Below are 14,941 nucleotides of genomic sequence, written 5' to 3'. Positions count from 1 at the left end.
CCCACGTCCGGGAGACCGCCGACGGAAGAGGCCCTGGGCAGTCGGATGCGGTGCGCAAGCGCCTGACGGCTACGCGCTGCGGCGCACCGCACTCTCGGTGAGGGCGGTCGCGGTGTGTACGGCGCTGGCGACGGCCCGCTCGGGGTCCAGCCCGCACAGATCGGTGAGCGTGAAGAGCGCCTCCGCGCTCACGGCCACCGCGAGGTCGCGTTCGAGCTGGGCGAACGCCTCGGGATCCGTGGTGCCCAGGGTGCTCTCCAGCGGCGCGAGCGCGTGCTCGATGAGGCCGAACCGTATGCCGGGACGCGCGGACGCGGCGCCGGGCCGGGTGATGGTGGCCGCGATCATCGCGCGTACCGCCCCCTGGCGTGCGAGGACGCCTCGCAGGAGGAACTCGCAGGCGAAGGCGACGCGTTCGACGGGGTCGGCGGAGTCGGCGACCGGCGCCAGCGCCTCGGCCGGTGGGGGCCAGGCGCCGGCCAGAGCTTCGCTGATCAGCGAAGAGAGGTCGGGGAAGTACCGGTAGGCGGTGGCCTCCGAGACCAGGGCCGTGCGTGCGACGAGGGGCATGGTCACCTCTTCGCCCGAGCCGATGAGCTCGCGGGCGGCCGTCACGATCGCCGTGCGGGTGCGCTGCTTCTGGTTCGCGCGACCGGTGCCGGGCTGCGCCGCCATCGCCGACCTCCTCATGCAAGTAGAACCACATGTTAGCACTCGACTCTCTTCATGAGAGTTCACTTGCATGAAGCGGGGCGGGCCGCCTAACCTCGTGAGAGTCAGCTCTCACGAAGGAGGCGGTTGTGGTCGACGTATCCCTGATCGGCCCGGACGGCGGCGAGACGATCCAGCTGGGTGCCACGCGGATGCGCATCCTCGAGGACGGCAGCACCACCGGGCATCGCCTCGGCATCGGAGAGATCACCCTGGCCCCGCACACCCAGGGTCCGCCCCAGCATCGTCACGCCCAGCACGACGAGGGTTTCTACGTCGTCTCCGGCACCGTGCACTTCACCATCGGGGACGCCACCCACGTCGCCCCGGCCGGCACGCTCGCGATGGTCCCGCCCGGCGCCCCGCACACCTTCGCCAACCACGGTGACACCCCGGCCGTCCTCCTCAACACGTTCACCCCGGACCTGTACGTGCGGTACTTCCGTGATCTGCGGGACATGATCGCCGCCGGCCAGGACCTGACCCCGGAGGCGACAGCCGCGGTGATGGGCCGTTACGCCACCGTTCCCGCGACCGACTTCGCCTGACGGCACGGCAGGCCCGGCACCGGCACCGGCTCGACCGACCGCCCCACCGACCCGACGTGGCCCGCGGCCACCTCCCTTTCGAGGAGCAGCGAATGACCAGCCGTACCCACACCCTCACGCTCGACCACGGCACGTCCGACGTCACCGTCGGCCTCCACGGCGAGCAGGGGCATCCGTTCCTGCTCCTGCACGGAGGCGGCGGCCCGCGGACCGTCGGCCCGTTCGCCGGCCTCCTCGCCGCTCAGCGGCCGGCCCGGGTGTTCACCCCGGTCCATCCCGGCTTCGACGGCACCGCCCGCCCCGACTGGCTGACCGACGTCGGCCTTCTGGCTCAGCTCTACGCCCGACTGCTCGAGACACTCGGCCTGCGGGACGTCACCGTCGTGGGCAACTCCATCGGAGGCTGGATCGCCGCCGAACTCGCGGCGCTGCACAGCGACCGGATCAGCGGAGTCGTCCTGGTCAACGCGGTCGGGATCCAGGTCCCCGGCCATCCGATCGCCGACACCTTCTCGCTGACGCCCGTCGAACTGTCCCGCCTCTCGTTCCACGACCCTTCGAAATTCCGCTTCGATCCGAGCGCACTGCCCGAGGAGCAACGCGCGGTCATGGCCGCCAACAGGACGGCCCTGCAGGTGTATTCGGGGCCGCACGCCATGGCCGACCCCACCCTGTCCGAACGCCTGGCCAAGATCGCCCACCCGACACTCGTCGCCTGGGGCGCGAGCGACCGGGTCGTCGACGCCGACTACGGACGGGCCTACGCCCAGGCGATACCGGGCGCGGAGTTCCGTCTGCTGGACGGCACCGGCCACATGCCCCAGACGGAGACGCCCGAGCAACTCCTGCCCGTGATCTGGGACTTCGCCGAGGTGCACGCCCATGGCCGGCCGCGGCACTGACCGCGTCCGACCACCGGCACCACTCGTGACGGCCTGCGAACAGCACGAGCCCCTTTGGGGGGTGAACCCACCGGCTTGCACCGTCAGCGCGTACGCAGGATGCCGCTGTACACGTCCGTGCGGTTCTTCGGGGCCCCGGAGTTGGTCTCCGTGAGCACGGCCCGAACCCCTTCGCCCGCGGTGGCCAGACCCTGGTAATCGCCGAGGAAGTAGCCACCGGCGTTGGGAGCCTGCAGCCAGTCGAAGATCCGGGAGATCCGTCGCTCGGAGCGGTGGCGCGGGTCACCGTGCGCGAGCGTGGCCAGCTGGTAGGCGGTGGGCAGCGTGGTGGTGTTGCCGGGCCTGAGGAAGCGCAGGTCGTAGTAGGTGAGCGCGACCGTGCCCCGCTTGTCCACGGCGATCGACGGTGAGAAGGCCGGCACACCCTGGGGACTGATGAGTGCCGGCGTCCGGCTCCAGGTGCGCCCGCCGTCGGTGGAGCGCACCAGTTGGACGGAATCGTACGCGCCACGGGAGTGGTCCGAGCCCTCGTAGGCCATGTACAGCGTGCCGGTCCTCGGATCGATGGCCGGGCTGGGCAGGGTGGCCCCCGCGCGCAGCGTCTTGGCCGGGTCGTTCGGATCGACCTCCGGTACGGACGTGTCCCGGGCGACGGTGGTCGGAGCGCTCCAGGTCCTGCCGCCGTCGGTTGAGGTCACCACGGCGTAGTGGGCCTCGATGACGGTGCTCTGGTCGGCGGAGGAGGTGATCCGGTCGAAGAAGTCGTACAGGGTGCCGGTGCGCGGGTCGACGACGATCACATGGCCGATCGTGGTGGTGTTGGGCACGGCGCTGGTGTCGACGAACCGGCGTGCCGGGCTCCAGGTGCGGCCTCCGTCGCGGGTGACGGAGATGTAGCCCGGACCGTCGATCGAGCCCGGACCCGGAGGGGCGTTGTCGAGGCGGTCCCAGACCTGGTAGGCCGTGCCCCTGCGGATCGGGTCGGCGGTGATCGAGGGCTTGTCGTTGAAGAACGGTTCCTCGTCGACGTGTGTGGTGGTGAGGTTCTCCCAGGTGCGGCCGCCGTTGTGGGACGTGACGGTCAGGAGGGCGCTGCGCGTGCTCTTCGTGAAGTCGACGCCCTCCCCACTGGCGTAGGCGGTGCCGTCCGGTCCGGTGCTCACCCAGGGGTCGGAGGCCCGCTCGTAGTTCGCGCCGCCCGGGGCGCACGCGCTGAAGGGCAGGGTGTTCTCGTGGAAGGTGCGGCCGTCCTCGGTCCAGGCGGCCGCCAGTCCGCGCGCGGCGCCGTCGGACCATCGGTCCTGCTGGAACACGGTGACCACACGCTTCGGATCACGCGGATCGACGGAGAGGTACGGCTCGACCTCGGTGCCGGGGTACACGACGCTGTCGGCGGACCTCGCGCCGATGGTGCAGTGGGCGTACGGGTCACCGAAGGTCACCCTGTCCAGCGATTCACCGCCGCGAGCGGTGCCGGCCGCGGCGGGTGCCGCGCCGGTGACCGCGGTGAGCAGGAGCGCGGCGGCAGCGGCAGCGGCGGTGGTGAGGGGCAGGCGTACGGGCATGCAGGGTCTCCTCTGGGCCTCGGCCACCGGGTGACGGCACCGCGGGCATCGGGTCGCGTGGGCGCGGCGTCGTGCCGGAACGCCCGGAAGGACGACTCCGCTCGATCTCCTTCGGCGTCATGCCCGGTGGCCTTGATGGGCCGGACGGCGGAGTGTCCTGAACGGATGCCGACCCGGCGTGTGCGGCGCCGCGAGCGATCCCCGCCCCGACCCTCGTCGACCTGTCTCGTCCCATCCCGTGCCGTGCCGTGCTGTGCCGAGGAGCGCGGAGCGGGTGCCGGCGGCGGAGGAGGCGCCGCCGGCACCGGTCGGGACAGGCCTATCGGTGCAGACTCAGAAGCGCGAAGACGCCGCCGACCACGGGGCGGGCCTGGAAGCCGCTCTGCGTGTTCGCCGCGGTGTCGTACCAGTCGGTGAAGGGTGCTCGTGAGGGAGAGGTGTGGGCGAACTCGTAGAGCGCGGAGACCAGCAGGTCGCTGACGGGGTGGTCGCGCAGCCACGCGGCCGTCCACATCTCCCAGTCGCCCTTGGTGTAGCTGTGCCGCAGGTCCAGCGGGATGCCGAACTGGTTGGCCTGTGACAGGTACCAGTCGCCCTCCCTGCGGGCCACCTCGCGCGGTACGAGGTTCAGCCCGAGGAGGGCGTCGGGGTAGCCGTTGTACTTCAGGCTCCAGCTGCCGGGCTGGTCGTAGGCGAGCTTGAGATGGTCCTTGTCGGTGTCCTGGGCCTTGACCACCCACTGACCGATGTAGTCCTGGGCCGTGTCGCCGTAGTGGGAGCTGTCCGACGACTTGCCCGCCACCTTCGCGATCCGGCCCATGGCGCCGATGGCCAGGATGCCCTTCAGGGCGAGGTTCGCGCTGTGGGCGATGAAGCCGGTGAAGTCGTCGGTCTGGTTCTGGTTCTCCGGGTCGAGGGCGTTGTCCACCAGGTAGTCGGCCCACTGCTTGAGGATCGTGTAGTGCGCGGAGGCGAACGCGGCGGCCGTGGCGGAGCTGCTGCGCGCCAGGTAGGCGGCGGTCATCAGCACCATGTTGGCGGACTCCTCGACCGGCATGTCCTCCTCGTTGCCGTCGTTGTGCCCGCCGGCGTTGGGATAGCTGGAGCCGAGGTCGTGTTCGGCGAACTTCTTGGGCCAGCCGCCGTTCTCCGCGTAGTCGAAGAGCGGTTCGAGGAGCAGGCCGAGGTACTGCGGATCCAGGTAGAGGAACACCGGCATCGCCGGGTAGGTCACGTCGATGGTGGAGACGTTGCCGTCGGAGGAGATCTCCTTGAGGAAGGCCCACGGCTTGCCCTTCCGGCTGACCAGTTCGGTGCCCGCGTACGCCTGACGGAGGGAAAGCGCGCACAGCGCGGCGTACTTGGCGCCGCCCGCGGCCGTCGCCTCCGTCCGCACCTTGTGGTCCAGGGCGGCGGTGCGCTTCTGCGCCGCGGCCGCGTCGGAGTGGAAGAAGGCCGCCATGTCCTGCCAGGTCGACCAGTGCGACTTCCACAGCGGCGGCAGCTGCTCGCCGAGGTAGCTGACCGCGGGCTCGCGGACGTGCCCGAGCGACAGCAGTGCGCGGGTCGACCCGCGGACACTGCCGAGGTCGAAGCGGAAGGCGAAGACCGGCCAGCTGTCGTTGATGGCGCGCGGCTGGCGGGTGTCGGCGGAGTCGTCCAGCGCGTGGCCGGCCATGGCGGTGGCGCGGACGCTGGTGTCCGAGCCGATCTGCCAGCTCAGCCCCGAGCGGTTGGTGGCGCTGAACACCACGGTCCCCCAGGAGGCCATGTCACTGTGCTCCTTGAGCACCCCCGGGCTGTCCGGGGTGAAGGACAGCGAGGTCGCGGTGGTGCCGCCGGAGCCGGACAGCTGCTGCTGGGACCAGCGGATCTTCGTGCCGGAGTCGCCCGAGGCCCACTCACCCGAGATGTCGAAGTACAGCGAGACGTCGTGGGCCTCGCCGTCGGAACTGCGTACGTCCGCGATGACGTACGACAGGGGCATCGACTGCCGGCGCAGGTCGCCCGGTTCGACCGGGGACAGGAACGTCAGGGTGAGGCGCGCGCCGCCGGCCTCGAAGACGAACTCGGAGCGGGTCGCGGTGAGGGTGAGCGAGCGCTGGACCGCGCCCCGGGAGAGCGGGTGGTCGGGAACGCTCGGCGCGCCCAGGAACAGGTAGTTGGTGCCGTCGACCCGGATGACGCCGGTCATGGCCGTGGTGTGGCCCGCCCAGAACGCGGGCCAGTGGCCGGTCGGCAGATCGGCGTTGAGCCATGTGCTCAGGTAGGGCGAGCGCACGGCGAGCGGGACGGCGGGAGGCCGGATCGGATCGAAGGACGGAGCGGCCGGCCCGGGGGAGTGGTTGCCGGAGGTGGCGGAGGCCGTCGTCAGCGCGGACGCCTGCTGCGGTTGCCGGGAGGTCGCGGCCTGCGCGCTGTGGACGAAGCCCGGGAGCAGACCGGCGCCGGCCGCGCCGAGGCCGACGCCGGTCCACTGGATGAGGCCACGGCGGCTGAGTCTTCCGGCGGGGGCGGCGGGGGCGGCGGGGGCGGCGGGGCCTGCCGGGGAATCGGGGACGTCCGAACCGTTCGCGGGCAGGCCGGTGTTGTCGTTCCTTGGCGTCATTCGGTTCTCCTGGAGGAGCCGTTCGGGGCAGCGGTGAGGGCGGGCGGGCGCGGGGATGGGCGCGTCGACCACGCGTCAGATGTCCACCGCACCGCAGAGGCCGAGGGGTGCCGAGAGTCGTTCCTACAACGATGGAAACGCGAGCAGGTCGATGACAACACAGCCCGGATGTCATGTCCACCCTTCGGTGCTCAGGTAATTTCCCGGCCGGTGTCGCCCTGGTGCAACCGGACTCAAATACCCCTGCTCACCTGGGAGTTGGTGCAGTAGGGGCTCCGGTCGTCAGGCTGAAATCGACCGGATGAGCCGGCTTCGCCGCCCTGTCGGTCCAACTCGCGGCCCTGGGAGCAAAGTTCGACGCCACGAACGCGGACCGATGTCTTGACAGTGTTCATGGCCGTCCTCCACTGTGCCTCTGCATCGTTGTACCGACGTGTCAGGCCAGGTCGCCCCACAAGCCCGCCCGGCCGGTTCCCCGTTCTCCGTTCTGCCAGAACTCCGCACGCCCCGACCGTTTCGACGAGGATGTGATCGGCGCATGTACTCCTTCTTCCGGGCCAAGGCTGTCTCCGCCGCGGTACTGACCGCCGGCCTGTGCCTGACCGCTGCCGCCTGCACCAACTCAGGTGACGACTCGCCCGCGTCCGGTGCCGGCGCGAGCGGCGACGACTCCGCGGCCGCCCAGCAGCTCGCCTCGCCCAGCGCCTCCGCCGGGGGCCCGGCATGCGCGCACCAGAAGTACGGCGGTGGTGTCCCGAAGCTCGACATCACCGACGGCAAGACGGTGGTCGGCTTCTCGCAGTCGGAGTCGACCAGCAACCCCTTCAGAGCGACCGAGACCAGGAGCATCGAGGCGCAGGCCAAGAAGCTGGGCGTCAAGCTGATCGAGCGCAACGCCAACGCCGACGTCAACACACAGAACTCGCAGATCGAGGACATGATCGCGCAGGGTGCCAAGGCGCTGATCGTGGCCCCGGAGAACTCCGACGGCCTCGGCCCCGCGCTGGCCCAGGCCAAGGCGAAGGAGATCCCGGTCCTCACCATCGACCGCACCGTCACCGGCACGGCCTGCACCGACTTCATCGCCTTCATCGGCTCGGACTTCTACGGCCAGGCGCAGAGAGCCGCGGACGACCTGGCCGGTGCCACCGGCAGCGGCGCGCACGTGGCGATCCTCACCGGCAGCCCCGGCAACAACGTCACCACCGACCGGACCAAGGGCTTCGAGGACCGGGTCAAGGCCAAGTACCCGAACATGAAGATCGTGGCCTCCCAGACCGGCAACTTCGCCCAGACCGACGGCCAGAAGGTGATGGAACAGCTGCTCCAGGCGCACTCCGACATCAACGCGGTCTACGCCGAGAACGACGAGATGGCCCTCGGCGCCATCCAGGCGATCAAATCCGCCGGGAAGACCCCCGGCAAGGACGTCAAGATCGTCACCATCGACGGCATCTCGCAGATGGTCCAGAACGTCGCCTCCGGCCAGGCCGTCGCCGACATCGAGACCAACCCGCGGTTCGGCCCGCTCGCCTTCCAGTCGCTGCAGGACTTCTACGGCACCACCGGGGTGCAGCCCAAGGTGATCATCAAGGACGGTCACTTCACGTCCGACAACGCCAAGCAGGCGCTGTCCCAGGGCCTGGTGTACTGACCGGGCCGCCAGGTCCGGTGGCCGCGGAACGCTCCGTGTCCGTGACCACCGGACCCGCCGCACCGGCTGCCGCACAGCGCACGGCACCCGGCGGATCCGTATGAGGAGGCAGACGTGGTCCAGCAGGACCCCGACCCCCGTGGCGACTTCGTCCTGGAAGTCGCCGGGGTGAACAAGAGCTTCGCCGGCGTGCACGCGCTGCGCGACGTGGACTTCGCGCTGCGCCCCGCCGAAGTGCACGCGCTCATCGGCGAGAACGGCGCGGGCAAGTCCACCCTGATCAAGGTCGTGACCGGGGTCCACCGACCGGACTCGGGCACGGTGCGGCTGGACGGCCGGCCGCGCAGCTTCCGCAACCCGCTGGAGGCTCAGGCGGCCGGGATCTCCACCATCTACCAGGAGGTCAACCTCGTCCCCCTGATGTCGGTCGCCCGCAACCTGTACCTCGGCCGCGAGCCGCGCCGCTTCGGGCTCGTGGACGTCGCCCGGATGAACCGCGAGGCCGTCGAGGTGCTCGGCCGCTACGGCGTGCACGTCGACGTCACGCGTCCGCTGGGCACCCTGGGCCTGGGTGCCCAGCAGATGGTGGCGCTGGCCCGTGCGGTGCAGATCGACGCACGGGTGGTCATCATGGACGAGCCCACCTCCTCGCTCGAGCCGCGCGAGGTGGAGACACTCTTCTCCGTCATCCGCGGCCTGAAGGAGCAGGGCATCGCCGTGGTCTACGTCAGCCATCGGCTCGACGAGCTGTACGCGATCTGCGACCGGCTCACCGTGATGCGCGACGGCGCGATCGTGCACACCGGCGCGATGGCCGAACTCGAACGGCTGCGCCTGGTCTCCCTGATGCTCGGCCGGGAGATGTCCACCGTCCGGGACAAGGGCAGCACCGCCTTCGACACCGGGCGCCACGACCGTCGTGAGGGCCAACCCGTACTGCGCGCGACCGATCTGTCGGTGCGTCACCGGCTGCACGGCGTCTCGCTCGACATCCATGCGGGTGAAGTCGTCGGTCTCGGCGGCCTGTTGGGGGCGGGCCGCAGTGAGACCGCCAAGGCGATCGTCGGGGCGCTCGCCACCGAGGGCGGCTCCGTCGAGGTCGAGGGGCGGGCACTGCACCGGCGCAGCCCCGCCGCGGCGATCCGCGAGGGTGTCGTGATGCTGCCCGAGGACCGCAAGAGCGAGGGCGTCATCCCCCACCTCTCGGTGCGCGAGAACATCTCGCTCGCCGCGCTGCCACGCCTGTCGCGGGCGGGTCTGGTCTCACAGGCCAAGCAGGACGAGATCGTCTCGTTCTTCATGAAGCGACTGCGGATCAAGGCGTCGGGCCCCGACCAGAGGGTCGGCGACCTGTCCGGCGGCAACCAGCAGAAGGTGCTGCTCGCCCGCTGGCTGTGCCTCAACCCCAGGGTGCTGCTGCTCGACGAGCCGACCCGGGGCATCGACGTCGGCGCCAAGACCGAAGTGCAGGCACTGATCGACGAACTCGCCGGCGACGGCCTCGGCGTGCTGCTGATCTCCTCCGACCTGGAGGAGCTGATCGAGGGCTCCGACCGCGTGGTGGTCCTCAAGGACGGGCACGTCGTCGGGCACCTCGCCGACGAGGAGGTCACCGAGGAGGCCCTGCTCGACACGCTCGCCACCGCGGCCGCGTCCGAGGAAGCACCCCTCGCGGAGCCCGCCGCGTCCGAGGAAGCACCCGTCGCGGAACCGGCCGCGGCGTCCGAGCCCGCACCGGTCAAGGAGAACCGATGACCTCCCTCACCTGGAGCGGCCCCGCGCCCGACCGGGCCCGCCTGTTGCGCCTGCTACAGGAGTACGGCGTCTACGCCGCCCTGGTCGTGCTGTTCTTCGTGGCCGTCGGCCTGGACACGTCGTTCATCGAGATGAGCAACCTCCGCGTCCAGCTCTTCCAGCTCGCGCCCACCCTGCTCGTAGCGCTGGGCATGGCCCTGGTCATCGGCACCGAGGGCATCGACCTGTCGGTGGGCGCCGTCATCGCGCTGGCCGCCTCCGCCGTACCGCTGTACGCCGGCTACGGACTCGGCGGAGCGCTGCTCGTCGCCCTCCTGCTCGGCGCGGTCTCCGGCGCGGTCGGCGGCGCGATGGTCGCCTTCGCCCGCATCCAGCCCATCGTGGCCACCCTGTCGCTGATGATCGGCGTCCGCGGCCTGGCCGAGATCATCAACGGCAACTCCGCCAAACCGGTCACTCAGTCCGGCATCCTCGACCTCGGCTCCCGCACCGTCGCGGGGCTGCCGGAGATGGCATGGATCGCCGCGGTGTGCGCGGTGCTCACCGGTCTGCTGGTGCGCCGTACGACCTTCGGCCGGCAGTTGATGGCCATCGGCGACAACCGGCCGGCCAGCTGGATGGCCGGGCTGCCCGTGCGGCGCGTACTGATCACCGTGTACGTGATCTCAGGGGTGCTGGCGGCGCTGGCCGGCGTCCTCGTCGTCGGCCACGGCGCCGAGGCCGACCCCGCCAACCAGGGCCTGAACATGGAGCTCAACGCCATCACCGCGGTCGTCGTCGGCGGCACCCCGCTGTCGGGCGGCCGGGTCAGGGTGCTCGGCACCGTCGCGGGAGCGCTGTTCATGCAACTGATCACCGCGGTGCTCACCCAGCACAACGTGCACACCTCGTACACCCAGATCGTCGAGGCCGCCATCATCTGCTTCGCCGTGTACGCCTCCCAGGAGCGTGGTACCCGATGACCTCCACCGCCCTGACGACCGCGCGGGCGGGAGCGGACGCCCCGCGCCCCACCCTCGGCGAACGCATCGCCCCGCAGATCCAGCGGCGCGGCGCACTGGCCGTACTGGCGCTGGTGGTCGCCGTCGCCTCCGCGACCTCCTCCACCTTCCCGACCTGGTCCAACATCAGCAGCATCGTCGGCAACAACGCCTTCGTGTGGTTGCCGGCCCTCGGCATGACCTTCGTCATCATCACCGGCGGCATCGACCTGTCCGTCGGCTCCATGTACGCGCTCGGGGGAGTGCTCGGCGCCTACGGTTCCACCCACGGCACCTGGCCGGCGGTGCTGCTGCCCCTGGCCGTCGGGGCCGCCTGGGGGACCGTCCAGGGACTGCTCGTCGCCCGCGCCCGCATGGCGCCGTTCATCGTCAGCCTGGTCGGACTGCTCGGACTGCGCGGCCTGATGCAGGCCGTCACCGACGAGGGCGCGACCACCTATCTCGTGCCCCAGCACTCCGCCTTCCGCTCCCTCGGCGCCGGCACCTGGACGCCCGTGCTGATCGTGGCCGCACTCTTCGTCCTGGGCGCGCTGCTGCTGACCCGCACCGGCTTCGGCGCCACCCTCACCGCGATCGGCGGCAACGAGAACGCGGCACTGCTGCTCGGCCTGCCGGTGGCCCGCACCAAAGTGCTGGTCTACCTGCTCTCGGGCACCCTGGCCGCGGCGGCCGGCGCGCTCGGCGGCGCGCGCCTGGGCTCCGGCGTGACGACCATCGGCATCGGCTACGAACTGACCGCCATCGCCTCGGTGGTCATCGGTGGCACCCTGCTCACCGGAGGCAGCGGTTCGGTCGGCGGCACCGTCAGCGGGGTGCTGCTGCTCGCGGTCATCCACAACCTCATCGACCACTACTTCTCGCAGTACGGTTCGGCCTTCACCGACACGGTGAACGGAGCGTTTCTGGCTGTGGTAGTTCTGATGCAGGCCCTGCTCAGCCGCACCCAGCGGCTGGAGTGAGCACTCCTCGCCGCCTCCGGCCCGGTACGGCCGCCCGGCAGACCGCCGGACCACCCTCCGCCTCCGAGGAACTCCAGAACTCCGGGAACTCCGGGAACTCCGGGAACTCCGGGAAAGGATCGCCGTGGGCGTCAGCCTGAAAGATGTCGCGCTGCGCGCCGGCGTGTCGGTCAAGACCGTCTCGAACGTCGTCAACGACTACCCGCACATCACCCCGCACACCCGGGAGCGGGTCCAGCGGGCCATCGACGAACTGGGCTACCGGCCCAATCTGACGGCGCGCCACCTGCGCAAGGGCCGCACCGGGCTGATCACCCTGGCCATCCCGGAACTGGGCAATCCCTACTTCGCTGAAGTCGCCGGGGCGGTCATCGACGAGGCCGCCCGGCACGACCTCACGGTGCTGCTCGACCACACCGCGGGGCTGCGGGAGAAGGAACTGCTGGTCTCGCAGGGCTTCCGCTCCCACATCATCGACGGGCTGATCCTCAGCCCGATCGGACTGGAGCGGGCAGACCTGCTCAACCGGCCCGAGGGCCCGCCCATGGTGCTGCTCGGCGAGCGCGAGTACGACGGCCCCTACGACCACATCATGATCGACAACGTCGGCGCGGCCCGTATCGCGGTGCGGCACCTGCTCGACCTCGGCCGACGCCGGGTGGCCTTCCTCGGCGCGCGCCACGAGAGCGCCCGTCAGCCCGCCCACCTGCGGTTGCGTGGCTGGCGGGAGGCGATCACCGCGGCCGGCCTGGTCCCGGACGAGTCGCTGGTCGTGGCCACGCAGGGGTACGACCGGGCCGACGGCGCCGCCGCGATGGCTTCCCTGCTCGACCGGGACGAGCGTCCCGACGCCGTCTTCGCCTACAACGACCTCATCGCGCTCGGTGCCATGCGCACCCTGGTCGAACGCGGCCTGCGGGTCCCCGAAGACGTCGCGGTCGTCGGCTTCGACGACATAGAGGAAGGGCGCTACGGAGCGGTCTCCCTGAGCACCGTCGCCCCCGACAAAGCCGGACTCGCCCGCCTCGCCGTGGACTGTCTGGTGCAACGGATCGCCGCCCGGGGACAGGACACGCCACCGGAGCCCCGCCGGATCCAGCCCGGCCACCGGCTGGTCGTGCGCGAGTCGACCGCGATCCGCAGGGCCTGACCGGGCTGCACCCTCACCACCCCACACACCGCCGACGACCGAGGACGAGGATGCCGACACCCCACTGCACCCTGACCGGCTCGCCGTTCGGCACGACGCCCGACGGCAGACCGGTGCATCGCTGGCGGCTGGAATCCAGCAGCGGGGTCAGCGCCGACGTGCTCTCCTACGGGGGCACCCTGGCCGGCCTGCGCGTGCCGGCACCCTCCGGACACCTCCGCGACGTCGTGCTCGGCCTGCCCGGCATGGCCCAGTACGCCGGCCCCCACCCCTACCTCGGCGCGCTCATCGGCCGTTACGCCAACCGCATCGCCGGCGGCGAGTTCACTCTCGACGGCACGACCCACCGGGTGCCCGTCACCGACCGCGGCCACGCGCTCCACGGAGGACCCGAAGGCTTCCACCGGCGGATCTGGAACGGCACCCCCGCCCCCGGGAACGGCGACGAGCCGGCCGCGCTGACCCTTCGACTGCACAGCCCCGCAGGCGACATGGGCTTCCCCGGTGCCCTGGACGTCGAGGTCACCTACAGTCTCGACCGCAGCGGCACCCTCGCCATCGAGTACCGGGCCCGCACCGATCACGCCACCGTCGTGAACCTCACCAACCACTCCTACTTCAACCTCGCCGGAGCCGGCAGCGGCGACGTGCTCGGTCACACCCTGGAGCTGGACTGCGACGCGTACCTGCCGGTGACCGCCGAAGCGATCCCGCTCGGCCCGCCCCTGCCCGCCGCGGGTACCGCCTTCGACTTCCGCACCGCCCACCGGATCGGGGACCGGATCGACGAGGACGACGGCCAGTTGACCGACGCCGGCGGATACGACCACTGCTGGGTGGTCGCCGGGACCCCCGGCGAGCTGCGGCGCGCCGCCTGCCTGGCCGACCCCGACAGCGGCCGCCGCATGGAGGTGTGGACGACCGAGCCGGGCATCCAGGTCTACACCGGCAACGCCCTGGACGGATCGCTCGCGGGGACCGACGCCGAGCCCTACGAACGCCACGGCGCCGTCTGCCTGGAGACCCAGCACTTCCCCGACTCCCCGAACCGTCCGGAGTACCCGAGCGCGGTCCTGCGACCGGGCGAGCAGTACCGCAGCCGCACGGAGTTCCGCTTCTCGCACCTGAGACGGTCGTGAACGCGGCTTCCTGCGCCGGGCACGTGGTCGCCTCACGGCGGGCGGCGTGTGTCACCGATCGTCGTCGGCGTGGTGCTTCACAGCCGCCGGACGCGCAGCACGCCGGTCAGCATCGGGAGGGTGAACTCGCCGCGGGCGGTCTCCGGTCTGCCGGCGAGGAAGGCGCGGATCCGGCCCAGGGTGACTTCTCGTTCCTGTTCCGGCATGACCAGCACCCCCGCGCGCGTGGCGAGGGTGGCGACGAGAGAGCCGGCGGTGCGGCGCTGTCCGTGCGGGAACTCGGCCTGCTCCGGCGAGCCGAAGCGGGCGGCCACGCCGGTGTTGGGCAGGTGCATGTCGGCCGTCGCGGCGCGCCAGGCGGCGGGCGTGTCACGCGGGCCGACGGCCGCGCTCCCGCTGACCCGTGCGAGCTCGGCGACCCACTCGACCTGGTCGTCCATGAGGTTCCACAGGCCGGCCAGGATGCCGCCGGGCGCGAGGACCCGGGCGATCTCGGGTCCCGCGACGGCCATGTCGAACCAGTGCATGGCGTTGCCGGCCAGGACGGCGTCGACGGAGGCGTCCGGCAGCGGAATCGCCTCGGCACCACCCGCCAGGGTACGGACCCGAGGCAGTGAGCGGCGCAGCTCGGCCAGCATCCCCGGGGCGGGTTCGACCGCGGTGACGTCGGCACCGAGCGCGACCAGCGTGGCGGTCAGCTTGCCGGTTCCGGCGCCGAGGTCGAGCACGCGGATTCCGGGCGCGGGCTCGAGCGCCCAACGCACAGCGGCCTGCGCGTAGTCCGGACGGTGTTCGTCGTACGCGAGCGCCGCAGCGCCGAACGACGAGGAATGAAGGAGCCGTTCGTCCTGATCCACACCGTGACGCTACCGGTCGTGCCGACGGTCGGACAGCCCGCCTCACCACGTCGACGACGGCAGTCCGAAAGGCGCGAGGCCCGGGACCACCG

General features: G+C 71.2%; 11 protein-coding genes and 1 pseudogene. 8 read left to right on the top strand and 4 right to left on the bottom strand.

What is annotated here, in order from left to right; translation table 11 throughout:
- Positions 1–69: 69 nt before the first annotated feature.
- Entirely contained in the window at positions 70–675 is a 606-nt protein-coding gene (locus tag AB0N17_RS04810) for a TetR/AcrR family transcriptional regulator (RefSeq protein WP_366009673.1), read from the bottom strand.
- A 125-nt stretch (positions 676–800) separates the two neighbouring features.
- Here AB0N17_RS04810 and AB0N17_RS04805 point away from each other — a divergent pair, with 125 nt between their 5' ends.
- Complete coding sequence (locus AB0N17_RS04805; protein ID WP_366009672.1) at positions 801–1,259, top strand: cupin domain-containing protein; 459 nt, start codon at positions 801–803, stop codon at positions 1,257–1,259.
- Between the two features lie 92 nt (positions 1,260–1,351).
- Entirely contained in the window at positions 1,352–2,161 is an 810-nt protein-coding gene (locus AB0N17_RS04800) for an alpha/beta hydrolase (protein WP_366009671.1), read from the top strand.
- 83 nt (positions 2,162–2,244) lie between these two features.
- Here the strand turns inward: AB0N17_RS04800 and AB0N17_RS04795 are convergent, their stop codons facing one another.
- Together AB0N17_RS04795 and AB0N17_RS04790 are read right to left on the bottom strand one after the other, a co-directional pair.
- Positions 2,245–3,726, bottom strand: coding sequence for a sialidase family protein (locus AB0N17_RS04795; RefSeq protein WP_366009670.1), 1,482 nt, complete (start codon positions 3,724–3,726; stop codon positions 2,245–2,247).
- Positions 3,727–4,045: 319 nt separating this feature from the next.
- Positions 4,046–6,334, bottom strand: a complete 2,289-nt coding sequence (locus AB0N17_RS04790; protein WP_366009669.1) for a DUF5127 domain-containing protein — start codon at positions 6,332–6,334, stop codon at positions 4,046–4,048.
- 538 nt (positions 6,335–6,872) lie between these two features.
- Here AB0N17_RS04790 and AB0N17_RS04785 point away from each other — a divergent pair.
- The 6 genes and pseudogenes from AB0N17_RS04785 to AB0N17_RS04760 all read left to right on the top strand — a co-directional run bounded on the left by AB0N17_RS04785 (position 6,873) and on the right by AB0N17_RS04760 (position 13,992).
- Positions 6,873–7,988, top strand: a complete 1,116-nt coding sequence (locus AB0N17_RS04785) for an ABC transporter substrate-binding protein (RefSeq protein ID WP_366009668.1) — start codon at positions 6,873–6,875, stop codon at positions 7,986–7,988.
- A gap of 114 nt (positions 7,989–8,102) precedes the next feature.
- Positions 8,103–9,743, top strand: coding sequence for a sugar ABC transporter ATP-binding protein (locus AB0N17_RS04780; protein WP_366009667.1), 1,641 nt, complete (start codon positions 8,103–8,105; stop codon positions 9,741–9,743).
- Positions 9,740–10,705 (top strand): ABC transporter permease, encoded by a 966-nt coding sequence (locus AB0N17_RS04775; RefSeq protein WP_366009666.1) that lies wholly within the window; start codon positions 9,740–9,742, stop codon positions 10,703–10,705. The genes AB0N17_RS04780 and AB0N17_RS04775 overlap by 4 nt, the downstream gene beginning before the upstream one ends.
- The gene (locus AB0N17_RS04770) at positions 10,702–11,703 is read left to right on the top strand and encodes an ABC transporter permease (RefSeq protein ID WP_366009665.1); all 1,002 of its coding nucleotides are present in this window, start codon (positions 10,702–10,704) and stop codon (positions 11,701–11,703) included. Before AB0N17_RS04775 ends, AB0N17_RS04770 begins: the two co-directional genes overlap by 4 nt.
- A 109-nt stretch (positions 11,704–11,812) precedes the next feature.
- Positions 11,813–12,853 (top strand): annotated as a pseudogene (locus AB0N17_RS04765) (LacI family DNA-binding transcriptional regulator); the annotation flags it as partial.
- A 50-nt stretch (positions 12,854–12,903) separates the two neighbouring features.
- Positions 12,904–13,992: an aldose epimerase family protein gene (locus tag AB0N17_RS04760; protein WP_366009664.1), complete on the top strand. Its 1,089-nt coding sequence runs from the start codon at positions 12,904–12,906 to the stop codon at positions 13,990–13,992.
- A gap of 77 nt (positions 13,993–14,069) precedes the next feature.
- Here the strand turns inward: AB0N17_RS04760 and AB0N17_RS04755 are convergent, their stop codons facing one another.
- Positions 14,070–14,849 (bottom strand): class I SAM-dependent methyltransferase, encoded by a 780-nt coding sequence (locus AB0N17_RS04755; protein ID WP_366009663.1) that lies wholly within the window; start codon positions 14,847–14,849, stop codon positions 14,070–14,072.
- Positions 14,850–14,941 lie beyond the last annotated feature (92 nt).

It is taken from the genome of Streptomyces sp. NPDC051133, assembly GCF_040682635.1.
In the GTDB taxonomy this organism is placed as follows: Bacteria; Actinomycetota; Actinomycetes; order Streptomycetales; family Streptomycetaceae; genus Streptomyces.
This window is presented reverse-complemented; position numbering and strand designations above follow the sequence as displayed.

Coding starts and splice junctions, on each gene's coding strand:
- AB0N17_RS04810 (WP_366009673.1), bottom strand. CDS start 675: ATGGCGGCGCAGCCCGGCACCGGTCGCGCGAACCAGAAGCAGCGCACC.
- AB0N17_RS04800 (WP_366009671.1), top strand. CDS start 1,352: ATGACCAGCCGTACCCACACCCTCACGCTCGACCACGGCACGTCCGAC.
- AB0N17_RS04795 (WP_366009670.1), bottom strand. CDS start 3,726: ATGCCCGTACGCCTGCCCCTCACCACCGCCGCTGCCGCTGCCGCCGCG.
- AB0N17_RS04790 (WP_366009669.1), bottom strand. CDS start 6,334: ATGACGCCAAGGAACGACAACACCGGCCTGCCCGCGAACGGTTCGGAC.
- AB0N17_RS04785 (WP_366009668.1), top strand. CDS start 6,873: ATGTACTCCTTCTTCCGGGCCAAGGCTGTCTCCGCCGCGGTACTGACC.
- AB0N17_RS04775 (WP_366009666.1), top strand. CDS start 9,740: ATGACCTCCCTCACCTGGAGCGGCCCCGCGCCCGACCGGGCCCGCCTG.
- AB0N17_RS04770 (WP_366009665.1), top strand. CDS start 10,702: ATGACCTCCACCGCCCTGACGACCGCGCGGGCGGGAGCGGACGCCCCG.
- AB0N17_RS04760 (WP_366009664.1), top strand. CDS start 12,904: ATGCCGACACCCCACTGCACCCTGACCGGCTCGCCGTTCGGCACGACG.